The sequence below is a fragment of the Actinomyces israelii DSM 43320 genome, assembly GCF_000711965.1.
In the GTDB taxonomy this organism is placed as follows: Bacteria; Actinomycetota; Actinomycetes; order Actinomycetales; family Actinomycetaceae; genus Actinomyces; species Actinomyces israelii.
The window spans coordinates 77,682-102,934 of sequence record NZ_JONS01000002.1 but is presented as its reverse complement, the minus strand read 5'-3'; the positions used below and the strand labels follow the sequence as shown (position 1 = coordinate 102,934).

At 69.2% G+C, this 25,253-nt stretch carries 20 protein-coding genes; 6 read left to right on the top strand and 14 right to left on the bottom strand.

The genetic code is table 11. From position 1 onward, the window contains the following. Positions 1–813 precede the first annotated feature (813 nt). The 3 genes from O145_RS01650 to O145_RS01640 all read left to right on the top strand — a co-directional run bounded on the left by O145_RS01650 (position 814) and on the right by O145_RS01640 (position 6,398). On the top strand, positions 814–1,431 hold the full coding sequence (locus O145_RS01650) for an OmpA family protein (protein WP_052374483.1): 618 nt from the start codon (positions 814–816) through the stop codon (positions 1,429–1,431). A 795-nt stretch (positions 1,432–2,226) separates the two neighbouring features. Then, positions 2,227–4,689 (top strand): serine/threonine-protein kinase, encoded by a 2,463-nt coding sequence (locus O145_RS01645; RefSeq protein WP_043558746.1) that lies wholly within the window; start codon positions 2,227–2,229, stop codon positions 4,687–4,689. Between the two features lie 122 nt (positions 4,690–4,811). Continuing rightward, complete coding sequence (locus O145_RS01640; RefSeq protein ID WP_043558743.1) at positions 4,812–6,398, top strand: OmpA family protein; 1,587 nt, start codon at positions 4,812–4,814, stop codon at positions 6,396–6,398. Between the two features lie 29 nt (positions 6,399–6,427). On the opposite strand, the gene O145_RS19715 is transcribed toward O145_RS01640, so the two are convergent. The 14 genes from O145_RS19715 to O145_RS01580 form a co-directional block, all read right to left on the bottom strand. Beyond that, a complete protein-coding gene (locus O145_RS19715; protein WP_273167611.1) occupies positions 6,428–6,682 on the bottom strand; it encodes a hypothetical protein in 255 nt (84 codons plus the stop codon). A 48-nt stretch (positions 6,683–6,730) separates the two neighbouring features. Beyond that, entirely contained in the window at positions 6,731–7,999 is a 1,269-nt protein-coding gene (locus O145_RS01635) for an OmpA family protein (RefSeq protein ID WP_324252487.1), read from the bottom strand. A gap of 299 nt (positions 8,000–8,298) precedes the next feature. Further along, entirely contained in the window at positions 8,299–8,529 is a 231-nt protein-coding gene (locus tag O145_RS01630) for a Flp family type IVb pilin (RefSeq protein ID WP_043558740.1), read from the bottom strand. Positions 8,530–8,645: 116 nt separating this feature from the next. Beyond that, the gene (locus O145_RS01625; protein ID WP_043558737.1) at positions 8,646–9,275 is read right to left on the bottom strand and encodes a response regulator transcription factor; all 630 of its coding nucleotides are present in this window, start codon (positions 9,273–9,275) and stop codon (positions 8,646–8,648) included. Beyond that, on the bottom strand, positions 9,276–10,331 hold the full coding sequence (locus O145_RS16835; RefSeq protein ID WP_229118283.1) for a sensor histidine kinase: 1,056 nt from the start codon (positions 10,329–10,331) through the stop codon (positions 9,276–9,278). 197 nt (positions 10,332–10,528) lie between these two features. Beyond that, positions 10,529–11,422 (bottom strand): type II secretion system F family protein, encoded by an 894-nt coding sequence (locus tag O145_RS01620; protein WP_043558735.1) that lies wholly within the window; start codon positions 11,420–11,422, stop codon positions 10,529–10,531. 2 nt (positions 11,423–11,424) lie between these two features. Next, complete coding sequence (locus tag O145_RS01615) at positions 11,425–12,351, bottom strand: type II secretion system F family protein (RefSeq protein ID WP_043558732.1); 927 nt, start codon at positions 12,349–12,351, stop codon at positions 11,425–11,427. Further along, entirely contained in the window at positions 12,348–13,658 is a 1,311-nt protein-coding gene (locus O145_RS01610; RefSeq protein ID WP_043558729.1) for a CpaF family protein, read from the bottom strand. The genes O145_RS01615 and O145_RS01610 overlap by 4 nt, the downstream gene beginning before the upstream one ends. 1 nt (position 13,659) lies before the next feature. After that, positions 13,660–14,076, bottom strand: a complete 417-nt coding sequence (locus O145_RS01605; protein ID WP_084682293.1) for a TadE/TadG family type IV pilus assembly protein — start codon at positions 14,074–14,076, stop codon at positions 13,660–13,662. After that, entirely contained in the window at positions 14,073–15,629 is a 1,557-nt protein-coding gene (locus O145_RS01600) for a CpaE/TadZ family protein (RefSeq protein ID WP_043558963.1), read from the bottom strand. The genes O145_RS01605 and O145_RS01600 overlap by 4 nt, the downstream gene beginning before the upstream one ends. Beyond that, positions 15,629–16,345 carry a Flp pilus assembly protein CpaB gene (gene cpaB, locus O145_RS01595; protein WP_043558725.1) on the bottom strand — a complete coding sequence of 239 codons (717 nt, stop codon included), beginning with the start codon at positions 16,343–16,345 and terminating at the stop codon, positions 15,629–15,631. Before cpaB ends, O145_RS01600 begins: the two co-directional genes overlap by 1 nt. Further along, a complete protein-coding gene (locus O145_RS01590) occupies positions 16,342–17,154 on the bottom strand; it encodes a hypothetical protein (protein WP_043558722.1) in 813 nt (270 codons plus the stop codon). The genes cpaB and O145_RS01590 overlap by 4 nt, the downstream gene beginning before the upstream one ends. Positions 17,155–18,053: 899 nt before the next feature. Then, positions 18,054–18,806, bottom strand: a complete 753-nt coding sequence (locus O145_RS01585; protein ID WP_043558719.1) for a prepilin peptidase — start codon at positions 18,804–18,806, stop codon at positions 18,054–18,056. A 9-nt stretch (positions 18,807–18,815) separates the two neighbouring features. Then, positions 18,816–19,220, bottom strand: a complete 405-nt coding sequence (locus tag O145_RS01580) for a DUF192 domain-containing protein (protein ID WP_084682292.1) — start codon at positions 19,218–19,220, stop codon at positions 18,816–18,818. Positions 19,221–19,902: 682 nt separating this feature from the next. On the opposite strand from O145_RS01580, the gene rplJ reads away from it, so the two are divergent. The 3 genes from rplJ (at position 19,903) to rpoB (ending at position 25,150) form a co-directional block, all read left to right on the top strand. Beyond that, entirely contained in the window at positions 19,903–20,424 is a 522-nt protein-coding gene (rplJ, locus tag O145_RS01575) for a 50S ribosomal protein L10 (protein WP_043558717.1), read from the top strand. 90 nt (positions 20,425–20,514) lie between these two features. Then, the gene (gene rplL, locus O145_RS01570; protein WP_043558715.1) at positions 20,515–20,904 is read left to right on the top strand and encodes a 50S ribosomal protein L7/L12; all 390 of its coding nucleotides are present in this window, start codon (positions 20,515–20,517) and stop codon (positions 20,902–20,904) included. Positions 20,905–21,628: 724 nt separating this feature from the next. After that, positions 21,629–25,150 (top strand): DNA-directed RNA polymerase subunit beta, encoded by a 3,522-nt coding sequence (rpoB, locus tag O145_RS01565; RefSeq protein WP_043558712.1) that lies wholly within the window; start codon positions 21,629–21,631, stop codon positions 25,148–25,150. Positions 25,151–25,253: the final 103 nt, after the last annotated feature.

Genomic DNA, 25,253 nt, shown 5'->3' with positions numbered 1-25,253 from the left:
TCCACTGGTTGTGCGCGGCTGTTCTCAGCCGCACGAATCAGCATGTCCTCGTGCTTCTTCGCCATGTCTGTCTGAGGACATCGGCTCGAAAGACGGCGCCACCATAGGAATTCTTCGCACTCGGGAGAATGGGAAGACGTGCATGGGGAGAAAACGTGCTGTCCACGGGGAGGAAATGGATGGTCCCCGTGGTGCTGCCGGCTCCACGGGGAGCGACGGGCAGCGGATGGGGAGCGATAGGGACCTGCCCATCGCGGGCACGACGGCGAACACATACGGTGACGGGCGGGGAACTGCTGTTCCCGATATTCGGAGGAGTCCATATATGTCTGGCGACCTGCCTGTTTCTGCCCGTCGGCGCCCGCCGCGATGCTCGCGGCGGTCTGTCCGACCCGGTCGGTGCTGGCCGCCCTGGGAGCGCCCGTGCTGACAGCGTGCGAGCGCTCGGGCCCCTGCGGGCCAGGGCGTTCGGCTCGCCCGACGCCGATGCGGGCGGTGCTGCCGCCGGCACCGCTCCCGCACTGAGCGGTGCGAGCGCTCCGCTCGACCGGCAGGGGCTCGACGCGCATGTCCTGGGGCACCACCGCGGGGACCGGAGTCTTCCTCGCGGTGAGGCCGGGCTACCTCCTACGTCGCGTTCGGGGCCATGGACGTCGAGACTGTGACCGCCTTCGTGCCCCAGGCGGGCTTCGTCGCGGTCCGCGTCATCGGCCGTGATGAGGCCGCCGGACTCGGGATCGACCTCGACGTCATGGGCAAAGAGCTGACGAAGCAGAAGCCCGAGAGCACCCCGACGGCGGGAGCCTTGACATCGTGGGGCACACCGACGACGTCGCCGACGACGCCCACAACCAGAAGCTCGCCGAGGACCGCGCCGCCGCCGTCAAGGACCGTCTCGCCCAGCTCGCCGACCTCGACCCCTGGCAAGTCACCGCCACCGGCAAGGGCGGGAGTGAGCCGGCCGTCAAGGACGCCACCAACCAGGCCCGCGCCGCCAACCGCAGAGTCGTCATCACCATCACCCCCACCAGCGGCACCCGGAACAGCGCCGCGCCCACAGCCGCGCCGTCGTCGGCCCCGCCGGCCGCGCCGTCGTCGTCGGGCGCACCAGACGGCACCGCCCTGCCCGAGCCCAAGGGCCCCGTCGGGGCCGGCCCCGACGGCGTCACCGCCGTCTGCACCTCGTCCGGCTCTTTCGACTCCGACGAGCAGGTCACCATCCCCCTGCCGCAGGTCGTGCGCGCCGGAGGACTCCTGTTCGGCTGGCTCTCGGTCACGGTCGGCCCTCGGGGAGCCGACGAGAACTCGGTTCTGTCGGCCTGGTTCGACGACAGCGAGTTCCTCCTGGCCAATGCGCGAGGAGAGGACGGCAGCCTGCTGTCCACCATGCGCGCCTACCGACTCACCGATATTCCCGTCGTGAGCGCCTGAGGGCCGGGCTGCCTGCCGACCCCCGGACATCCCGTCCCCTTTCGCTGAGATCGGTTCACTTCCGCACCGAGATCGGTCCGCAGTGCCGGCCGGGTCGTGCCTTCTCGCATGTGGTCCTACGTCGGCTCGTGGTCCGGATGTCCGTCAGAATGACATTGAAGGCTCAAGACGTCACATGTGTTGAAGGAATCCCTGTAATCACGCGGTTCTCTGCTCGGGCTTCGGGCCTCGGAGGGGGCAATGTCATTCTGACGGACAACGGGCATCTGTGCGGCCTGGTCCGCTCGGTGGGCTGCGCGGCCGGCTCTTCGTGCTGGAGCGCGGGCGGGGAGGGGCGTAGCGTCCGGGCGGCGCGGAGGATGGCTCGGGCGGGAAGGGCACGGCGATGGTGCGCTCGTGTAGCGTCCGGGTGGCGCGGAGGACGGACGACGGCGTGGCTGCGTTCGGTCGACGGCGTCAGCCCGACCGCCCGGCCCCTGCCACGCCGCCCGCCGGCACCGGCCCGGAACCACTCATCTGGGTGAGCCGGTCCCGAGCGCCCTCTCGCCTCCACGACCTCGCGCGGTCGTTCCTCAACCGTCGCGGTCGTGGATCAGAGGTATGACCGCGGCCCCTGAGCTGCGACCAGGCGGACGAGGGCACGGCCGCGCGGGCGCCCGACCGATCTCGGCGAAGGGAGAGGACGCCGGGCCGCTGCGCGGCTCGCGGGAGCCCTGGGTCGTGAGCATCACGAGCGGGTCACGACCCTGTAGGTTGGCCCCGTACTCGACCAGCCCCGACCCGAGTGGAACCTGCATGACTGCTCCCATTCCGACCGCCCCCGGCGAGCCGCGTCGCCTCGGCAGCGCCTACGTCCTGATCTCCCTGATCGGCACAGGCGCCCAGGGGGAGGTCTGGCTCGGGCATCGTGTCAACGACGCCGCGACCGACCTCGCCGTGAAGCTCCTGCGCGCAGACCTTCTCCAGGACCCCGGGGTCATTGAGCGCTTCGTGCGCGAGCGCGCCACCTTGATGCGGGTGCGCTCTCCCTACGTGGTCGGCGTGCAGGACATGGTGGTCGAGGGGGAGACGGCCGCGATCGTCATGGACCACGTCGGAGGCGGGGACCTGCGCCGCCTCCTGGAGTCGTGGGGGACCCTGCCGCCCGCCGAGGTCGCCGGGCTCGGGGCGCTCCTGGCCGAGGGGCTGGCCATGGTGCACGCCGCCGGCATCGTGCACCGCGACGTCAAGCCGGCCAACGTCCTCATCGACGCCATGAGCGCCTCGCCCCAGGGTCCGGCCCAGGTCCCCGCATGGACCCCGCGCCTGGCCGACTTCGGCGTCGCCCGCATCTGCAGCACGGTCGCCTCCTCCAGGGCCACCGGCGCGATAGGCACGCCGCTGTACATGGCGCCGGAGATCCTCGACGTCCACGCCCCGACCTCAGCGGCCGACATCTACTCCCTGGGCATCGTCCTGTACGAGGCGGCGTGCGGTGTGCCGCCCTTCGTCGGCGCGCCCTCCCAGGTCCTGGCCCAGCACGCCCGGCGCGCGCCGGGACGGCCGCAGGGCGTGCCCGACCCACTGTGGGCGATGATCGACAGGATGCTCGCCAAGCGGCCGGAGGCCCGGCCCGGGGCGCCGGAGACCGCCCAGACCCTGGCTGCCCTCGTCCCCGCCCTGGCGGGGCTGCCCGCGGCCGCGCGCATCCAGGAGCCGCCGCCGTCGGCGCCCTCGGCCGCGCCGTACGTGTGGAACGAGGAGCCCGCCGCATCCGATGCGGCTGCGAACCCTGCCAGTCCCAAGGGCCAGACACCCCCGACGGTCGCCAACTGGTACCAGCCCACCATGGTCGCGCCCCCCTCGCCGAACGGGGCGACAGCGGTGGCTCCCCCGACGGGCCCCGCCGCCGGCCCGCCCGCCGCCACGCTCGTCGCCGCCGCCTCGCCGCCGCCCCGCCGTCGTCGCCGCGCACTCATTGTGGGGGGCATCGCCACCGCCGTCGTCATCGCCCTGGTTCTCGGTGCCGGCGGCCTGCTCCTGTGGCATCGCCACCGCAACCAGGGTGCTCTGGCCGGGACCCTCGCCTCACTGCCGGGCAAGGCAAAGGTGGTCGAGCTGCGTCACATCACTGACGTGTCCGACTACGTCTCCTCGCCCGGGGGCGGCTCCCTGGCGGTCAAGTCCTCCGGGGACTGGTCGCTGTACAACCTCGACTCGGCGGACCAGGCGCCGGTGTGGACGGGGGACTGCGACAAGGTCCGCTTCTGGGACAACACGAGGCTGGCGTGCGACGACGGCACTGACGAGCCGACGCTGATCTCGCTCGACGGGTCCGTCTCCACCGACGTGCCTGGCCCAGCGGGCCACCACCTCATGGGCTCCGACGGCGAACGCGCTGTTCTCATTGACGGTGACGCCCATGGCATGAGCATTGAGGGGGGCTCCCTGGTCGCCGTCGATAAGAACGGCAAGGAGTCCTGGCGCTCTGAAGGCCACTACTCCAAGGCCCGCGTCAGGAACGGCTTCGTCCTCGCCTACGAGGACCACTCCAAGCGCCTGTACGTGCTGTCCGCCGCCACCGGGGACGTCCTCTACTCCCAGGGCACCGATCGCGTCCCCGACTTCTACGCCTACGGCAGCGCCCGGGACCCCGAGCCCGGCGACAAGACCTTCGAGGTCGACGGCATCAATCTCGACGCGGGAACCAACGCCTTCGTCGTGCGGGGGAGCGCGGGCGCCACCGTCTACGACTCGAAGGGGAAGCAGATCGCCGACATCCCCGGCTCCGCCTCGGGGGAGCCGGCCTGGGCGACGTCGGGGAACCGCGATGCCAAGGACTTCGCCGACGACCTGTCCAAGACCCAGGGCGCGCCCGGCACGGTCGCCATGGTCGGGACGGGCACGTCGGTGCCCGTCGCGGTGGACACCGTGGGCTGCCGGGCCACCCGCTCCGACAAGGACGTCACCTTCACCCCGCCCGCACTCGCCGGCGGGGAGGAGTGCGTCATTACGCCCAAGGGGCTCATCGGAGGGGACTCCGCGGCCCTGCTCGCCATGGGCAAGCCCAGCAGCAGCTCCAAGGACACCGGTGCCCACGCGGTCGCCTACGATCTCAAGACGGGCGAACAGCTGTGGCAGGCGGCGGGCGTCCTCATCAGGGCGCTGCCGCCGTCCGGCGACGCCCCCGGGGACGCGGCGGGTCAGCCGCGCATACTCGTGGCCCGGGGGTCGAGCTTCAACGCCGAGCTGGTTGTCAACGCCGTCGTGCCCGACTGAGCCCCGACGGCACGGCCCGGCGGGTGCGGGAGCCGTGCGGGCCGGCGGTGCAGCGCTGCCCATCGCCGTCGGACGCGCGACGCGATACGGTCATGTGACAACACGTTCAGGAAAGTGACCCAATGAGTACTCCCCGCTTCGATCCCCACGCGACGCGCTCCGGTTTCTCGCGCCGGGTCGTGCTCTCGCTGCCCGCGCTGGCCGTGGCCGGCGGACTCGCCGCCTGCGGCAAGGACGAGCCGCCCATCGTCCCGGCGACAGGCGCCGGCCCCTCGCCCACGCCGACCGCCGCCGCCGCGGTGGCGCTCACCGCCGGGGAGACCCTCAATGCGACCGTCGGCCCGCTTGTGCGGGTCACGCACGAGGGGACCGACCTGACGGTGCTTCCCCTCAGCGTCGCCCGGCCCGCGGACGCGGCCGCCGCGACGCTCGACGCCGCCGCCGTCGTGCTGGGCGGGCTCGTCTCCACCGTCGGCGTCTACAAGCCGCTGCGCCTGATCGACCCCGAGGGCTCGCGCATCTGGTCGACCACCACCGTGCAGTCCCTCTTCGACTCCCTCGGCCCGGGTGAGGAGATGGACCTCGACCCGACCTTCGGCCCGGTCGACGTCGATGCGGTGACGGTCCTCCTGTCGCACGGCGGCTTCATCGAGGTGCCCGTCGTCGGCTCCGACGACGCCCGGGCGCCCGCGCTGGACATCGGCTCGGTCCTCTCGAAGGCGCAGCCCCAGGACTCCCTGCGCGACCCGGTGTCCATCGAGCGCTACTCCGTCGCCCTGGACGGCTCCTCCAGCGGGCTGACCGACGGGGACGAGACCTCCGTCGACGTCTCCAGCGACGTCACCTTCGCCACCGACTCCGCCGAGCTCAGCGCCCAGGCCGACGACGCCCTGAAGGGTGTCGCCGAGACGATCGGCGGCTACAGCGGCGGGAGCCTGACGATCACCGGGCACACCGACGACGTGGCCGACGACGCCCACAACCAGACGCTGTCCGAGCAGCGCGCGCAGGCCGTGGCCGACCGGCTCGGGACGCTGACCGACCTGGGCGCCTGGACGCAGACCGTCGTCGGCAAGGGCGAGACCGAGCCCAAGGCCGCCAACGACACCGAGGAGGGGCGCCAGGCCAATCGGCGCGTCGAGGTGGTCATCGCCCCGACGGACGGGACCGACGGCTCCCTGGTGCGCTCGGCGGGCGGGGCGGAGATCCCCGAGGCCACCGGGCCCACTGCCAAGGGCCCCGACGGCGCCACCATCGGGGGCGGTGCCCTCGGGCTGGGGCAGATCACGGTCCGGCTCGACCAGGTGCTGCGCCGGGGGAGCCTGCTGCTGGGTGTTCTCGAGGTCACCGGCGGCAAGAGCGGGTCGCTGACCCCCCTGGGCACCGGCTGGCTCTCCGACCCGGGCAGCGTGCTCAACAATGTTCGCGGCGAGCCGGGCGGGGCCACGAGCCTGCTCGCCTCCGACGGGCTGACCCTGCTGTCGGGGTCGGACCGGATCTACCCCGTCGACTACCTCCTGCCCGGGTCGTCGGCGCACCGTGCGCTCACCGAGCTCGAGCTCACCGAGATCCTGGCCGACGGCCAGACGAGCCGGGTGTGCGTCGCCTGGCCGGACACCGGGGAGGACACCGTCATGGTCGATCACCCCGCCGGAGGCGCCCTGCCCTGCCCCTGGCGGCTGACCGACGTGCCCGTCGTCGCCAGCTGAGTCCCGCCGCTGAGCCCCACCGGCTGGCTTCAGCTGTCGGTGACGGGGATGTCGGTGAGGCGGAAGGCCGGTGCCGGGGCGTGCTCGGCCTTCGGGTGGTCGAGGGTGAGGGTGTCCTGTCCGGTGTCGGGCCAGACGACGCAGACGGTGGTGCTGGCGCCCTCGTCAAGGGCCTCCCCCAGCATTCGTTCGGTCAGGGGGTGGTGCCAGTCGCTGCCTGGCGGGAGGTAGTCGGCGGTGTAGACGCACTGGCCGTCGGCCAGGAGCGTGAGCCCGTTGGACATGCCACCGGCGCTGATGCCGCCGTTCTCGCCGCGGGAGCTGGCGAAGGCCTATGCGCGGTCTTTGAGCCAGGCGGTCAGAGCGGTGTCGGGGCCGGTGCCGCCGGGACCGGTCGTGACCTCCAGCTGGCCGAGCAGGAGGCTTCCGATGCGGGTGGCGTGATCCAGGGACACGGTGATCTGGCCCTTGTTGTCGGGGCCATTGACGGTGACGCCGTCGGGGCCGGCCCCGACGGGTCCCTTGGCCTCGGGCAGGCCGCTGCTGCTGTCGGGTATGGCTGACGGGGCCGTGCTGGTCTGGGTGCCGCCTGTGGGGGTGATGGTGGTGACGACGCGTCTGTTGGCGGCGCGGGCCTCGTCGGTGGTGTCCTTGACCGCGGGCTCACTCTCGCCCTTGCCGGCGGTGGACACCTGCCACTTGCTCAGGTCGGCGAGCTGGCCCAGGCGGTCCTTGACGGCGGCGGCCCTGTCCTCGGAGAGCTTCTGGTTGTGGGCGTCGTCGGCGACGTCGTCGGTGTGGCCGACGATGTCCAGGCTCCCGCCGTCGGGGTACTGGGCGATCTGGTCGGCCACGGTCTGGAGCTGGGAGTCGGCCTTGTCGGTCAGGTTGTAGGAGTCGGGGTCGAAGGTGACATCGGAGGCGAGGGTGACGGTGACGTCCTTGTCGGTGGTGCGCGTGCTGGCCGAGTCGTCAATGGCACGGGTGTAGCGCTCCAGGTCCACCACGGCGGCCTTCTCACCGGGGCCGCTGTTGTCCTTGAGGGTCTTGTCGGCCTCGGCCAGGACCTCGGAGCTGATGCCGGCCGTGTCGGCCTGGTCGCGGCCGATGACGCTCACCGTGACGAAGCCGGTCTGGGGGATAAGCGCGGTGACCTGGTCGATGTCGACCGGTGCGAAGATGACGGCGGAGGCGGCCGTTTCACCGGGTTTGAGGTTCAGGCCGCCTCCGGTTGCCGAGCCTGCGACCCACACTCGCCCCGCACCGGCGGTGTCGATCAGCCGCACCCCGTCAGCGCCCGTGCCCAGCGGAGGCGTTCCCAGATAGTTGCTGGCGATAAGAATGTCGTCAAAGTGCTGGAATTCCTGGACGTCGTTGACCGCGGCGTCGTCCGCGGCTCGGGTGAGCTCGACGACCAGGGCCGTGGCGGTCTCGTCCAGGCGCACCAGCGGAGACACGCGCGCAGTGACCCGCTGCCCCATAATGTGGGCCTCCAGCTCCTGGAACTCGGCCGGAGCAGCAGACGCTCCACCATCAGACGATGCCCCGTCCGAGGCGCCGCCGCCGGATGACGCACCATCTGACGCACTGTCCCCAGACACACCACCATCAGAGCCGGACCCGAGCCCGCCACGACACCCCGCCAGAAGCGCTCCTGCTGCGGTCAGTGCCGAGACGGACACGAACGAACGACGTTGCATGGCAGCTCCTCTCATGATAGTCATTCGATGCGAAATTTCTCGGCTATAGCCGGCGCTTATTCGCCATTATATACATGCAGCACTGGGTGCAGGCGACTGAGAGTGTCCTCTGCACCCAGTGCCATGAATCGATGCGGCCTGCCATGTGTAAATATTCAGACATGGAGACTGCCGATGGGCCCCCATGACCTTAGTGGCAATCAATCGCCGACGTGGAGATTACCGACGGCCTTCATAATCTTGGCGGCAATAATGTCGCCGATCTGTCGCCCCTGCGATGTCAGGGCGCCACCGGCGACGGCCACGAGCATTGCGACAATAAGAGCGATGCCGGCGTACTCGATCATGGCCTGACCGCGCTCGTCATCGCGCAAGTCTGCGAATGCCTGCTGAACACGAATCTGCAGGCGGAGCAGAGAACTGTTGTTCATGGAGAACTCCTCATATGAAAACTAGATGACTGCTTGAAGACGAACTGCTTTCTCGTCCTCCTGACAGGTGAAACATATGGGAACGATGCCCCTAGCGGCAGGGGCGAATGCCCCGATCAGCGCCCCTGACCGCGCCCCAACCAGGCGGACACGGCCTCGGAGCGGTTGTGGACGTCGATCTTCGGGTAGGCGGCGTTGAGGTAGTTCTTGACCGTTCGCTCGGACAGGAACAGTCGACCGGCGATCTCCGCGTTGGACAGGCCATCGGCGGCGAGGTCAAGGATCTCCGCCTCCCGGTCGGTCAGACGCTCGCGCAAGGGGTTTGGGCGATTATCGTCGGAAGAGTGGAGCATGACGTCGGCCGCCTCTCGGCCCAGCACCAGTCCGCCATGCCGGCAGGTCTCGATCGCGCCCGCCACCTCGTTGACGCCGAGCTGACCGTGCACCAGGTACCCGCGTGCCCCTGCGTCCAAGGCGCGCCGAATCAGTGCGGGATCCTTCATGGAGGTGAGCATAATAACGGAGGCACTGCCGACGAGTTCCGGCAGTATATCCAGGCCGCTTCGGCCCGGCGGCATGGATACGTCCAGAAGAATAATGTCCGGAGAGTGGGCGGACGTCATCTCAAGTGCGGTAAATGCGTTCTCGGCCTCCAGCACCTCTGTGACCATGTCCACTCTTCCCAGAACCGCTTGGAGGCTGGCCCGCACAATTGCATTGTCGTCCACCACCAGAACCTTTGTCACTTATTCCTCCCCGTCAGTCGCGTCGGTTCTGCTGGTCATGTTTGCTGTGAGACAGTGGAGAGGGACCCGGAGGCGCGTGCGCAGACCGATGCTAGGTTTGGGCTGCGAATCGATTGTGAGGGCGGCGCCCAGCGCGTGCGCACGTTCTTGCATGCCTGCTAGACCATAGTGACCTTTAGAGTGAGAAGAATCGGCGTCCGCCCCCCTGAGTCCGACGCCGTCGTCGGTCACTTCCACAAGCAATGCGTTGTTCTTCACCCGGGCAGAGAAACGCACGGTGCGAGCATGTGCATGTTTTTCAATATTGGTGAGTGCCTCTCCGAGTATGCGTTGGAGCTGCCACATGGCTTCCGGTGAGCACAACAAGCGCGGTTCAGGCTCTGCGTCGTTACAAGTCGCCGTAATTCCAGTTCGGCTGCTCCAGCGGCTGACCTCGTCCGCCAAGGCGCCAATCGTATTGTTCTCGGCGCTCACTCGGAGCCCGTCCAGGACGAGCCGTGCCTCGCGGCTCGCCTCATCCGCAGACTCGAAAAGCGTGTGACTGAGGGGGGCGCACTCATGATTCTCGGCCTGAAGCAAGGCGTCAAGGGTCTCGGTGAGCATTCTGATTCCGTGCACGCTCTTGGCAAGTGAGTCGTGCAGATCGCGGGCGATAGTGAGTCGCTCGGCCAGGGCGCGTTCGTCGGCTCGGGCAGCGGTCGCGGCGGCGGAGAGGCGGCCGGCCCGCTCGAATTGCGTGCGTAAGCGATTGCCAAGGACAACTCCGGCGCATATGCCCAGCGCCGCTGCAATCATTGCTTTTGGGGCCATGGGTGCGCTGCTGGATCTTGTGAGGGTGAGGACGATAGCGCCTGCGGCCCATGTCGTGGCCCAGGTCGTGGTTGTAATAAGACCAGTAAGCAGGGCAGAGGTGAGAACGTAGGCCAGTGACAGGTAGATCGCGTCATTGAATAGAGTTGGCAAAGCGATAATGATCGCAATGGTGATCGCCAGGTCCGCGCAGGGGAAGGTCCATTTTCTTATTAAAAATCCTGGATTCTTGCGGACAAGCCACATGGGAATCCAACTCATTCCGGCGCCCATCAACAATATTATCGTGGGGACTGTGGATGATCTGCTCGTGAGCAGTCCGAGCTCTCCAGCGAGGAGAATGCCGATCCTGATGTCACAGACAAGCCCTATAGTGCTGAACAGGCTCTGATCGTGTATCGATGCCGACTGGATTGGGTGTGACGCTACTTGTGTTGTCATAATCAACCTCCGAAAAGGCGGGAAAAAACATCACGATTGGCGTACAGCATGCCGCCTGTCATGAGGATGACAGCGCCAGGTACCATGGTGGTCGAAGCCACAAGGGAGACTTTGGGCTGTGCCTTGCTTGCAGCGCGCTTCACCTGCTGGGCGCGCTCACGCCTGATCTCCTTGACAATGGCGGTCAGGGCCTCTCCGATCGGGGTGCCCAGCTCCTCGGACTGGAGAAGAGCGCTGACGAATGTGTCCACATTCTCCGAACGGCACCGCTCCTTTGCGGCGGTGAAGGCGTCTCTGCGGGAGACGCCCAGGCGCATCTCGTTCAGAGTTGTGAGCATCTCCTCGGAGACGGGTCCTCCGAAATTCTCGCACACGCGCTCGAGCGCTCCGCGGAAGGACAGGCCCGAGCGGACGACAACGGCGAGGACATCAAGGAAGTCAGGAATGTCGCGGTCGATCGCCGATTGCCGCGCGCGGAGGGCCTGGAGCAGCCATATATACATCCATCCTGAGAAGATGGCGGCACTAATTATCCCGTACACCGGATGGCCGACGAGGATGAACAGGGCCAGCAGGATCAGGCTCAGAACGATAAAGCCGGCCTCGCGTTGAATGAAGAGATCAAGGGTCAGCCCCTCAGGGTTTCCAGCGCTCCTGAGCCACCTATCCAGGGAGTGCAGTCGCACGGGTCCGTAGATGCGGCGGAGGGCGCGTTGCGCGCGCGTTCCGAGAGTGTCAATGAGGCGGATCATGGGGCCTCGACTCTCGGTGCCCGGCGTGTCGTCGGTGGGACTTCCGAGGATCTGGCTGGTGCCGTCGTCCCGCATCATGCGAATGCCATTGGCCCCCATGAGGACCAGAAGGGTGGAGAGGAGGGCGATCAGCAGCGCCAGCATACTCAGACCTCCACCCGTGAGACGAGCCGCATGAGCAGCATGCCCAGGCCGAAACAGATAAGAGCCGCAAGAAGAATGAGGCGCCCAATGAATGATGCGACCATGTCGTCAAGGACGCCGGGCTTCATAAGATTGAGAAGCACCACAGAGGTCAGGCCGAGAACGGGTACGATGTATCCACTGAATGCTGACGCAAGAATTGCCGTGTGCACTTCACGGTGCAGCTGCTTGCGGTCCTCCAGGGCTATAGCAATGTCCTGCAGGGCGGAGACCAGGGCGCCCCCGGCCTTGGCCTGGATGACGATGGTGCGCACGAGCACATTGAGCTCTCGGGAGGGCATTCGCTCGGAGAGGTCGGTCAGTGCGTCGTCCAACGCCCACCCGAGCGTCAGCTGGGACACAACACGCCCCAGCTCTTCCTTGGCCGGGACGGGCATCTCCTTGGCGGCCAGAGCGAGAGCGCGCTCCATGGACATGCCGGCGGATGTTCCGTTGGCCAGGACCCGCGACACCTCCGGAAGCTGGGCGATGAAGCGCTCGGCTCTTCGGATGGCGCGGCGCCGCAACCACCTGAAGAAGACAAAAGGAACCGCCGCGGCCAGAATCCCTCCGGCGATCCTGCCGATAAGGGGCCTGGTTCCCAGGTACACGAGCACAACCGCCGCCGCAAGAGCCAGTTCCGTCGTCGCGACGCCCCAGCTGAGCCCGGCACTGGCCAGGCGCCTACGCACTGGCCGATTGACGCGCAGTCTCCCAATGAGGGCCAGGAGCCGTGCAACAGGGCCGATCCGAGCGTCGTCGCCGGGAACGCCCAGGCCCTGGGCCACCTCGGCGGCGCGGCTCGCGTTGAATCCGAGGGTGAGAGTCGCCGCCCCGCCTGCGAGCACCGTCGCCGTCGTGGCGAGAAGGATGAGTCCGATACTGCTCACGACGCCGCTCCAATCACTGTGAGGCTGTCCGGGAGCGACTGGCTGTGGCGGAGTACCCGCTGCGCCATGGGCTCTGGAATACCGCGGAACTCGAACGTCCCCTGGCTGCTGCGGCGCATCGCGTGGCGGTAGCGCAACAGGGGCGTGGTCGTATAGGCCTCACGGCGCCGGGACGTGAGCGCCTCGATGGTGCTCACCCTGCGCGCGCCCGTGGCATCGCGCTCCAGCTGGATAATAATGTCAATGGCCCCGTTGATCTGGTCCCGCACGGTCTCGACCGGAAGAGTGACATCGGACATCGACGAGAGAGTTTCCAGCCGGCTGAGCGCGTCGATCGCGGAGTTCGCGTGGACCGTGGTGAGCGAGCCCTCGTGGCCGGTGTTCATGGCCTGGAGCATGTCCAGGGTCTCGCCGCCGCGGACCTCGCCGACGATAATTCGGTCCGGGCGCATGCGCAGCGAGTTCCTCACGAGGTCGCGGATGGTCACCTGGCCGCGCCCCTCGGTGTTGGCGGGGCGGGCCTCCAGGCGCACCACGTGCGGCTGCTGCAGGGAGAGCTCGGCGGCGTCCTCAATGGTGACAATGCGCTCACGGTCCGGGATCGTGCCGGACAGGGCGTTGAGGAAGGTGGTCTTGCCGGAGCCGGTTCCGCCCGAGACGAGGATATTGAATCTCGCCGCCACCAGGGCGCCCAGCAGGTCCGCGGCCTCCTGGGGCAGGCTGCGGCGCGCCACAAGATCCGGGAGGCGGAAGGGCTCGGGAAAGCGGCGGATGGTGATCGTCGGCCCATCGAGGGCGAGCGGCGGGATAATGACGTTGACGCGCTCGCCGCCGGGCAGGCGGGCGTCCACCATGGGGCTGGACTCGTCCACGCGGCGGTTGACCGAGGAGACGATGCGGTCGATGACCTGGTAGAGCTCGGCCTCGGAGGTGAAGCGGGTGGGGACCCGCTCGATCCGTCCGGATCGCTCCACGAAGACGTCGTCCGCCCCGTTGACCATGATCTCGGTGACGCTGTGATCGGCGATAAGCGGCTCGAGGACGCCGAGGCCGACGGCGTCGTCAATAATGCGCTTGACCAGCCACGTCCTTTCCCGGGGCGACATGACCGGCCCCTCGAGTGACAGGATCCGGGACAGGACCCGCTCCAGCCGTGCGCGCTGCTGGGGCCGCTCGAGCCCAGCCACCTCATCCAGGTCGACCTCCTCCAGCAGACGAGTCCGGTACTGGGCGACAAGGTCCTCTCTGCTGCCGGACACCTGCCGCCTGCCGCCGATGGGCGGCGCCACGCGCTCTCGCAGCGCCATCTCAGTCCTCCGGGAAGTAGGCGGTCCGGGTCACGGTGACGTGCTTGGTGGTGATGGACGGCAGCCCGATGGGGACTCGGGCCGTGACCTGCACGCAGTGCTCGCGGCCGCAGCCGTCGGTGACCGACTCGAGAGCGACCCAGTTCGGCAGCGACTTCTCCGCAGCGACGGTGGCCGAGCGTCCTAGCATGGCGGCGCGGGCCCCGTCGCGGGCGGCCGCGCTGACGGAGGTCACGGTGGACACGGCCAGGAAGCCCTGGATCAGGAACAGCGTGATAATGACGAGGAGGGGGACGAACAGGACGAGCTCGATGTCGAGCACGCCGCGCTCGCTGCGGTACAGCCTGCCCAGCAGCCTTCCCGGACAGGTGCGTCGCGAGGAGCGCGAGGGCGCTGGCGAGATGGTCGATGTGGTCATGATCGCGTCTCCCGGACGATTCCTGCGTGGGCGGAGGTGCGGAGCTGCACGACGGAGGGCACCGGCAGGGTGACGGTGACACTGTCGCCGGCGCCCCGGGTGATGGTCATGTCCGAGCTGTAGGCCTCGGGCAGGTGGTCGGCGACCTCCTGGTAGACCTCGCCCGGGCTCATGCCGACGCCGTAGCCGTGGGCCGCCTCCTCGGCGGCGTGGTTGGCGTACATGTAGGACACCCCGTAGCCGAGGAGCTGGACGCACAGCAGGAGCGCCGCCGTGGCGAAGGCGAAGACCACGGGGAACTCCACCATGACCTGGCCCTTCTCGGAGCGCCCTCGCCCTCGCCGTCGTCTGCTCTGGCGCCGCTGAGGACGTTGCTGATCCGGCTGCGCCTCCTCTGGCGAGGCCGGTCCCAGGGCGCCGGCCTCACCGGCCAGCGCCGCGGCGGCGACGGACCGGGCGGCCTTGGCCAGGACCGGCACCTTGGCTGTGAGCAATGCGTTCGAGTTGACTGCCATCTCTATCTGTCCGGTGATGTCGGGGATACTGGTCGCCAGCGGGACGCCCGCCATTCTCGCGGCCGCCTTGGGCTGGATCTCGCGCTGGCGGCCGCTGCGGTTCACAATGAGCCCCATCGAGCGCCCGCGGGCGATGTCGAGTCGGTTGAGCGCCTCCGTCAGCCGCCGCACGGAGCGCACGGCCGGGGTGTCGGGGGTGGTCACCACGAGCACCCGGTCGGCGGAGTCGAGCGCCATGGCCAGCACGTCGTCCAGGCGGCTGCCGCAGTCCAGCACGACGTGGTCGAACTGGTAGCGCAGCATGGAGATGATCTGGCGGGTGGCCGCCTCCGTCATGGCCTCGCCCATCTCGCCGTGGTCCGGCGCGGGCAGCAGGGCGATCCCGCCCGGCAGCGGGTACATGACCTCCGAGACCTCCCGGGCGCTCGCCTCCGCGGCGATGTCCACCAGGTCCGTGATCGAGCGCCGTACGGACAGGCCCGTCATGGCGGCGAGGTCGCCCCCGCGCACGTCGAGGTCCACCAGGCAGGTGCGGGCGTGCCGGGCCAGCTGGGCGGCCGCCATGAGCGCCACCGTCGAGGCGCCGACACCGCCCTTGGCCCCGACGACGGCGACCACGGTGCCGATGCGGTGAGTGCTGAGGCCGTCCCGGGAGGCCGCCTCGCTGCGGACCGCCTGCGACCACGCCAGCACCGGCTGAAGGCGGTTGCTCAGTTCCTCCAGGGAGAGCGGCAGCGAGAGCACGGTGCGCGCACCCGCGTCCATGGCGGCCGTGAGGACCTCGGCGCTTCGGCCGCGGGTGAGCAGGACCACCGGGAGGAGTGGGTGGGCCTGTGAGATCTCCTGCACCGCGGACATGGCGGAGACGTCTGCGAGGGCCTCGTCCACGAGGACGCAGGAGACGTCGCCGGTGCTGAGCGCCTCGCGCAGACGGTCGAAGGAGTCCGTGGCCACGACCTCGCCGAGCCCCTCGGCCTCCGCGATGGCTGCCGTCGCCTGGAGGCGGATCTGCTCGTCGCTGGTCAGCAGGTACTGCATCACTGGTTGCCTCCGGGGGCGGCCGAGGCGCCCGTCGAGTACTCGGGGTTGCTCACAGAGCCGTCATCGCCCTCGCGGCGCAGCAGGAGGCGCACCTTCTTGGAGAAGCTCTCGGCGTAGGCGAGCTTGAGCGAGTCCTCCGGGGTGAGGGAGAAGGTCACGGGAACAGCCTCCGACTCCGTGAAGTCGCCCGAGGAGCTCTCATCCTCCACCTTGGTGGCGACGCCGACGTCGGTGATGAGCGCGTTCTGGATAATGACCTGCGCCGTCTGCTGCTTGGTGTTGGGGTCCTCTATGGTGGAGACGACGTCGACGCGCGAGCCGGGCGCGACCTTGCCCGCCACGCCGGTCTCGGCGTCGACCATGATCGTCACCTCGCGGTAGCCCTCGGACAGCTGCGGCGGGTCCTGGAGCATGCTGGCCTGAAGGACGGCGCCCTTGCTGTAGGAGGAGGCCGTCACCTTGCCCTCGAAGTCGGACAGGCTGTGGACCGCGTCCTCGGGGATCCAGCGCTCGGGCACCTCAACGGCGGTGACGTCCTCGGCGGTGACCTCCTGCAGCTCGGTCACGTCCTTCGACAGCTCCAGCACGGTGGTCTTGGGGCCGACCTGCGAGGAGACCGACTGGACGTAGTTGAACACCGCCACGAAGGTGAGGATGGCTCCGAGGATCGTGACGAGGATGAGCAGGACCCCTCGCCGTTGACGCGGATTCATCGGGTCTCCTTTGATGGGTCGGGGGCGAAGGCGGGCGGCATGGAGCCGGACGCGATGGACGCCGGCGCGGGACGGGACGCGTCCGCGTAGGGCCAGGTGCCGCACATGAGGCACCCTGCGGGGGTGGCCAGCAGGCCGCAACGGGGGCAGGTGGTCCGGGCGACGCGGGCCAGCGCCTCGTTGGCCAGCGGGCTGGGATCGGCGTCGAGCACCGTCATCTCCGCCCACGCCTTCGTCGGCCAGCGCCGGGACGTTGGCAGGAGCGGCTCGCGGTGGAGCCCCAGCCGGGCGAGGTTCGCGGTGACCCGGCCCGACTCGTCGTCGGCGGCCCACACGGCCAGACGGCCCTTGTCGGGCGCGGTCCACGTGGGACTGCCGAGCCTGACCACGCGCCCCCGGTTCAGGTCCAGCTCGAAGCGGGACCCGGGCAGCATACTCTGCAGGTGCTGGCCGACCGAGGGGGCGGGGCTGGTGAGCCTGCTGACGGATGTGAGCACGACCCGGGTGCGCAGCGCGGTGCGCAGCGCGTCGGCGACGACCGGGGCCTGGCCGAGCGCGTGCCGGCTGAGCAGGCACAGGCAGTAGGCGAGCACCCGGAACCGGGTCTCGGGCTCGTCGAGCGGGAGCACTCCCGGCGCGCTGCGGCTCAGGATCGCGCGGACCAGGCGGGCGTCGTGCTCGTCCTTGCCGGTGCGACACAGCAGGAGGACGGGGGCGGGTCCCAGGCCCTCGAGGAGCTCGATGGCCTGAAGCACGTCCCGGTCACTGGCGGCCTCGGCCTGGGGCTGGGAGCCGGTGAGCACAAGCATTCGCAGGGGCTTTCTGTTCGTCGCTGCCGCGCCGGGAGCGCGGTACCGGTGACGCCGAGGAGATGGGACTCCTGCGGAGTCGACGTATGAGTTTCGGACGGTGATCGTGACGATACGGAGAGGTACCGATTCGGCACTATAACATTACGATGCGATCACGATGCACCGTTTGCCTGTATTGTCGTACCGGTAAACAATGGTCCTGCTGGTAGGCGCCTCCATGCACCTCGGTTGGGTGGGGCTCGACATGCGAGACGCGCACCCGGTTCGCTTCCTGTTTTGGCCCGCGACGCGGGCTAGAGGTATTTTTCTATAGTTCAGAATAAATGCGGCTACGAACATGCTTGTGTCGGGACTGCTGGAAACCGAGTGCTCGGTGATGCGTCCGGTGAGCGAAATGCGACCGACTGGTTGGGCGGGTCTGGGTGGTGGCCAAGGGCCGGCCCGGCGGGACGCGCGCCCGACGTCAATGGCGGCTCGTCGCGTTGCGGAGCGCTCGGATCGGGCGCCCGGATGCTGCGTCCGTCCGGCGCCCTCTCGGCCCCGGCGGTCCCCTGCCGCCCTGCTCGTTGAAATCGGTCGTATGCCGGCTCGAGCTCGGTCCGAGGGGGCTCGGCGGGGCCCGCCGGCGGGCCCCAGCCGGTCCCCGGGACTCTCCGGGACCCCCAGGAGGCCGACATCGACCGGAAAAGGTGGCTCTTACGCACTTTTAAGGCGCTCGCCGGTCCCGGACACAGCGGGGATCGGCGTGATTCCGCGGTTCTGCGCTGAGAGCGGAGCGGGGGCCGGTGTTAAAAGTGCGTGGGAGCCACCTTTTTGACAGGCTGCAGCGTCAGGCGGGGCATCTCGAACCGATCTCGCCGAGGAAGAGGCCGCAGGCCGCCTCCGGGCTCAATCGTCTAGGTGATGGCCAGAGGCCAGCCCAGCAGGGCGCCCGCGACGAGGTACGGGCCGTAGGCCATGGGGTCCTTCGGGCCAGCGCGACGGGTGATGAGCAGGGCGAAGGCGGCCAGGCCGCCGAGAATGGTTCCCAGGCACAGGGAGGCGGCAAGCATGGGCGCTCCGTACCAGCCCAGCCACAGGCCTATGAGCGCGCAGAGCTTGACGTCCCCCAGGCCCAGGCCGGCGCGGATGAATGCGAGCAGCAGACTGACTCCTCCGGCCGCGAGCGCGCACAGCACCGCTCGGCGCACCGCATGGATGTGCTCGGGCTCCACGATCACGGCGGCAATGCCGCAGACCGTCAGCCACACCGTCGTCGCGCCCAGCAGCCGGTTGGGCAGGAGGTGGGCGACGGCGTCGACGCTGGCGGCGCTGCCCAGCAGGGCGTAGACGGGAATGGCCACGAGCGCCGCGCCCACGGCGCCCAGCCTCATGCCCCACCAGGCGCAGAATCCGCAGAGCGCCAGCGCGAGCGTGCCCTGCGGGGCGACGGCCAGGAGGCCGGGGTGCCGCAGGGCCGGGTGTGCCGGCGGTCTCGGCTCCGGGCTCCGGCCTTCTGAGCAGTCTTCCGGGGCGTCCTCGCGCCCACCGTCGTGGTCGGTGAGCGGTTCGCGGATGTAGCGGCGCGTCCACGCCGAGACGGGGCCGGCCACGAGCGCCGCCGAGCAGGCGGCCAGGATCCAGGGACCCGCTGATGGTATGGCTGACATGGGGGCCTCTCAATCCGTTGTGTCCGTGGTGCGGGCGACGGGCGCAGCCGACAGGACGGCGCCCGGGCGGATGCCCAGCCGGGCCGCCTCACCCCGCGCCATCTCGACAACGGCGGAGGCGCGCAGGCGCGGAAGCCCGATGCGGCCGGGCCGCAGGGGCGCGACGACCAGGACCTTGCCGGAGCGGGTCGCGTAGACGACGTCGATCGTATGCCGCATGCCCATGCAGTGCACCCAGTTGCAGCGGGGGATCCACAGGGCGCCGTCAATGCCGTCGGTGCCGAGCAGCCCCTTGCTGCGCTGGTGGCGGGTGCGCGCGGTCCACAGCGGCACGCCGGTGTCCTCCCCGTTGACGACGAGGCGGGGAAGCGCCTCGACCGGCGTGGTTGACCACGTTGGTGCTGTCACACTCACAACCGGATGGTATGGAGGAGGGCCGCGGCGGGGTCAGGGGCGATCGCCCCAGCGCCCCTGGGGCGCCGAGATCGGTAGACCTCCGCGTCGAGATCGGCTCAGCCTCGGCCCGGGACCGATATTCGGCGCACACGCGGTTTCTGTTGGCGGCATTCGTCCGGAGGCCCGGGAAAGGTGAGTCGCCGCGTAGCCCCAAGGGTGCCGGCCGCGGGCGGAATGTGGGAACGGCCCTTATGGCGAGGTGCGCTTGCGGATTGTGGAAGGGGGGCGGACTCGGTGCCCGCGGAGAAATCTTCGCGGTGACGAGCTGTCGGGGATCTTGTCGCCGGGGATGTGGAGGAGTCGTCGTCGGAGCGGATGCTTGTCGATTTCAGTGTGAAAGTGAACCGACCTCGGCGAGGGTGAGGGGGGTGACTAAGCGCACAGCCGGCGGGACTGGGGCGTGCTTGCGCCGTCGCCCCCGGCCCGCTGTATCCTGAGCCCCGCCAAAGACCGCAGGTCTCCCACCCCGGTGGGGCCAAGTCCGACGCCGCAGACCCGCCAGCGGGTCTCGAGGTGTCGGAGCCCGCGCAGGTGAGAGACGAGCCCATTTCCGTATGCGGAGTGCGAGCCCCGTGCCCACCGGCGCGGGGCTTTTCCGATGGGTGCCGGTCGCCTGCGGCAGACCACGGAAGGAGGGCCCATGGCACGGCCTGACAAGGAAGCGGCTGTTGCCGAGCTGGCGGACAGGTTCCGCGCATGCGGCGCTGTCCTGCTGACCGAGTACCGCGGGCTGACCGTCGCCGAGCTCCGGACGCTGCGCCGTTCCCTGGCCGGTAACGCCGAGTACGCCGTGGTGAAGAACACGCTCGCTGCGATCGCCGCCCGGCAGGTCGGCCTTGAGGCGATCGCGGACGAGTTCACGGGCCCCACGGCCCTGACCTTCGTCACCGGTGAGCCGGTCGAGGCCGCCAAGGCGCTGCGTGACTTCGCCAAGGAGAACAAGAACCTCGTCGTCAAGGGCGGCATCATGGACGGCAACGTCATGGACGCCGCCGAGGTCGACAGGCTCGCGTCGCTCGAGTCCCGTGAGGTGCTGCTCGCCAAGGCTGCGGGCGCCGTCAAGGCGTCGCTGTCCAAGGCCGCGTACCTCTTCGCTGCGCCCGCCTCCAAGGCGGTCCGCACTGTCGACGCCCTGCGCGAGAAGCAGGAGACCGCGGCCTGAGGCCGCACGCGTCATCCCCAACCACACAACCTGTGCTGACAAGAGCCGACACGACAGTGCAGGGCCCGTTTTCAGGAAGGAACGCCCACTATGGCGAAGCTGACCACCGAAGAGCTCATTGAGCAGTTCAAGGAGCTCACCCTTCTCGAGCTGTCCGAGTTCGTCAAGGCCTTCGAGGAGACCTTCGACGTCACCGCCGCCGCTCCGGCGGCCGCCGTCGTCGCCGCCGCCCCGGGTGGGGCCACTGAGGCCGCCGCCGAGGAGGAGAAGGACGAGTTCGACGTCGTCCTCGAGGCCGCCGGCGACAAGAAGATCCAGGTCATCAAGGAGGTGCGCACCCTGACCTCCCTCGGCCTGAAGGAGGCCAAGGAGCTCGTCGACTCCGCCCCCAAGGCCGTCCTGGAGGGCGCCAACAAGGAGGCCGCCGAGAAGGCCAAGGCCCAGCTCGAGGGCGCCGGCGCCACCGTCTCCCTCAAGTGAGTCCGTCCCCGTAGCCGTTCGGGCCCGGGCCGCTGCTGCTCGAGCCGTCCGACGGCAGGGGCGTCGGCGCCGACCGGGCCTCGTCCGCACCACGCGGGCGGGGCCCGGTTCGCATGCCGGGGGACTACGGACGACGGCGGGTCCTGCTGCTCGGCCGGCAGGGCTCGGCGGGCCGCCCGGTCCGGGAACGTGAGCGTACGTTCACGCGACGAGCCTCCGTTGATGTTGGGGCGCGGCCCTGGAAGAGACCGGCTCCAGCATGGGAAGGGGCCCGGCTCGTCCCGTGCGCCGCGCAGTCGGGGCGATGCGGTGGAGGGGCCGATTGTCATGGGGCGGCCCCGCCCCTGTGCGCTGCGCGGCTGAGCCTCGTCCTGCTGGAGATCGAGTGCGGGCCGGGCGGCCGCGCTCCGGCCGCCCGGCCCAGAAGCTCGGTCGGCGCGACCGGCACCCACCGGACCGGCGCGGTCGACGGCGGCCGGGGCCCGGGCGGGCGGAACGGGGTAGTATGCGCGACTGTGGCGCGAATCGCAAGGGCCAATGTCCCTTCCGGCATGGCCCGTGGTGTATCGGGCGTGTACGCTAGCGCTTTGCGTCCATTGTGTGTACTGGCATTTGCACACCGTCAGGTCTGCGGCGTTTATCGCTGGAGTCTCAACGGAAAGTCGTTATGACACGTACCCGCCGCGGACGTCGAGTGGTCCCCGAGATGAGGGAAGGATCCCCTTTGGCTGCCTCGCGCACCTCTGCACCTACCGCCGCTGACATCGCCGCGCGCACCGCGTCGCGTCGTATCAATTTTGCGAAGATCGCCGAGCCCATGCAGGCTCCTAACCTTCTGGCCCTTCAGACCGAGAGCTTCGACTGGCTCGTCGGCAACGAGAAGTGGCGTGCTCGCGTGGACGCCGCCAACGCCAAGCGCCCGGTATCCCTGCCCGAGACCTCCGGTCTGGAGGAGATCTTCGACGAGATCTCGCCGATCGAGGACTTCGGCGCCACCATGGCCCTGTCCTTCCACGACCACCGCTTCGAGGAGCCCAAGTACACCGCCGAGGAGTGCCAGGAGAAGGACCTGACCTACTCCGCCCCCCTGTACGTCGTCGCCGACTTCGAGAACTTCTCCACCGGCGAGATCAAGTCCCAGACCGTCTTCATGGGCGACTTCCCGCTCATGACCGACAAGGGCACCTTCATCGTCAACGGCTCCGAGCGCGTCGTCGTCTCCCAGCTCGTGCGCTCCCCGGGCGTGTACTTCGAGCGCACCACCGAGAAGGCCTCGGACAAGTACGTCTACAACGTCAAGTTCATCCCCTCGCGCGGAGCCTGGCTCGAGTTCGAGATCGACAAGAACGACCACGTGGCCGTGCGAGTGGACCGCAAGCGCAAGCAGGACATCACCGTCTTCCTGCTCGCCCTGGGCCTGGACGAGTCCGAGATCCGCAAGGAGTTCAAGGACTACCCGGCCCTGACCTCCGCCCTGGACGAGGACCGCAAGGTCACCACCCAGGACGACGCCCTGCTGGACATCTACAAGAAGATCCGCCCCGGCGAGCCGCCGAGTGTCGAGGCCGGCCGCACCCTGCTGGAGAACTTCTACTTCAACGCCAAGCGCTACGACCTGGCCAAGGTCGGCCGCTACAAGATCAACAAGAAGCTCGGCCTGGCCGGGGACCTGACCGACTCCGTCCTGCGCATCGAGGACATCACCGCCGCCATCAAGTACCTCCTGGCCCTGCACGCCGGCGCCGAGAGGATCGAGGGCGTGCGCGACGGCGAGATCGTCGACATCGTCGTCGAGTTCGACGACATCGACCACCTCGGCAACCGCCGCATCCGTGCTGTGGGCGAGCTCATCCAGTCCCAGGTGCGCACCGGCATGAGCCGCATGGAGCGCCAGGTGCGCGAGCGCATGACCACCCAGGACGTTGAGGCCATCACCCCGAACACCCTGATCAACATCCGGCCCGTGACCGCCGCGATCAAGGAGTTCTTCGGAACCTCCCAGCTGAGCCAGTTCATGGACCAGAACAACCCGCTGGCCGGCCTGACCCACAAGCGCCGCCTGAGCGCGCTGGGCCCCGGCGGCCTGTCGCGCGAGCGCGCCTCCATGGAGGTCCGCGACGTCCACGCCTCCCACTACGGGCGCATGTGCCCCATCGAGTCGCCCGAGGGCCCCAACATCGGCCTCATCGGCTCGCTGGCGACCTTCGCCCGCATCAACCCCTTCGGCTTCATCGAGACGCCCTACCGCGTCGTCGTCGACGGCCAGGTCACCGACGAGACCCACTACCTGACGGCCGACGACGAGGACCGCCACGTCATTGCCCAGGCCAACGTCGAGCTGACCGCCGACGGCCACTTCGCCGAGGACCACGTCCTGTGCCGGGTCACCGGCGGCGAGCCGGCCCTGGTGGCGGCCGACCAGGTCGACCTCATGGACGTCTCCCCGCGCCAGATGGTGTCGGTGGGCACCTCCCTCATCCCCTTCCTGGAGCACGACGACGCCAACCGCGCCCTCATGGGCGCGAACATGCAGCGCCAGGCCGTGCCGCTCATCCGCCCCGACGCCCCGCTGGTGGGCACCGGGATGGAGCGGCGCACCGCCGTCGACGCCGGTGACGTGCTCGTGGCCGACAAGGCCGGCGTCGTCACCGAGGTGTGCGCCGACTTCGTGCGCGTGGCCGCCGACGACGGCACCGAGAAGGTCTACAAGGCCGCGAAGTTCCGCCGCTCCAACCAGGGCAACTGCTACAACCAGCGGGTCGTGGCCACCGAGGGCGAGCGGGTCGAGGTCGGCTCCGTCCTGGCCGACGGCCCCGCCACCGAGGGCGGCGACCTGGCCCTGGGCCAGAACCTCCTGGTCGCCTTCATGACCTGGGAGGGCCTGAACTACGAGGACGCGATCATCGTGTCCCAGCGCGTGGTCTCCGACGACCTGCTCACCTCCATCCACATCGAGGAGCACGAGGTCGACGCCCGCGACACCAAGCTGGGGGCGGAGGAGATCACCCGCGACATCCCCAACGTCAGCGAGGAGACCCTGGCCAACCTCGACGAGCGCGGCATTATCCGCATCGGTGCCGAGGTCCGCAGCGGCGACATCCTCGTGGGCAAGGTGACCCCCAAGGGCGAGACCGAGCTGACAAGCGAGGAGCGCCTCCTGCGCGCCATCTTCGGGGAGAAGGCCCGGGAGGTGCGCGACACATCCCTGCGCGTGCCCCACGGCGAGTACGGCATCGTCACCGGCGTGCGCGAGTTCGACGCCTCCACCGAGGACGCCGACCTGCCCGCCGGCGTCAACCGCATGGTGCGGGTCTACATCGCCCAGCGCCGCAAGATCACGGTGGGCGACAAGCTCTCCGGCCGCCACGGCAACAAGGGAGTCATCTCCAAGATCAACCCGGTCGAGGACATGCCCTTCCTGGCCGACGGCACCCCGGTCGACGTCATCCTCAACCCGCTGGGCGTGCCCAGCCGCATGAACGTCGGCCAGGTCCTGGAGCTCCACCTGGGCTGGGTCTCCTCGCGCGGCTGGGACGCCTCGGCGGCCCGCGAGGCCGGCGAGGAGTGGGCCGCCCGGCTGCCCGAGGCCGGTGTGGTCGCCGAGCCGCGCACGCCGGTGGCCACCCCCGTCTTCGACGGCGTGCGCGACGACGAGCTCATGGGCCTGCTGGACTCCACCCTGCCCAGCCCCGACGGCGTCCAGCTCGTCCAGCCCAACGGCAAGGCCCAGCTCTTCGACGGCCGCTCCGGAGAGCCCTTCCCGTACCCGGTCTCGGTCGGCTACATGTACATCCTCAAGCTCCACCACCTCGTGGACGACAAGATCCACGCCCGCTCCACCGGTCCGTACTCCATGATCACCCAGCAGCCGCTGGGCGGCAAGGCGCAGTTCGGCGGGCAGCGCTTCGGCGAGATGGAGGTGTGGGCCATGGAGGCCTACGGCGCCGCCCACGCCCTCCAGGAGCTGCTCACGGTCAAGTCCGACGACGTCAACGGCCGCGTCAAGGTCTACGAGGCCATTGTCAAGGGCGAGGACATCCCCGAGCCCGGCATCCCCGAGTCCTTCAAGGTGCTCATGAAGGAGATGCAGTCGCTGTGCCTGAACGTCGAGGCCCTTGACGCCGAGGGCGACGTCATCGGACTGGACGACACCGACGACGACACCCGCCGCGCCTCCGAGGAGCTCGGCTTCGACCTGGGCCGCCGCCCGGGCGGCTCGACCGCCTCCTCGGTCGACGAGATCTGACCCGCTGCAGGCCGGCTCCGGGGGGCGCACCGGCCCCGCGCCTCCCGGGCCGCCACTGGGCCCCGCGCCGTCGTGGAACGCGACGCGGTCGCCCGCCCACAAC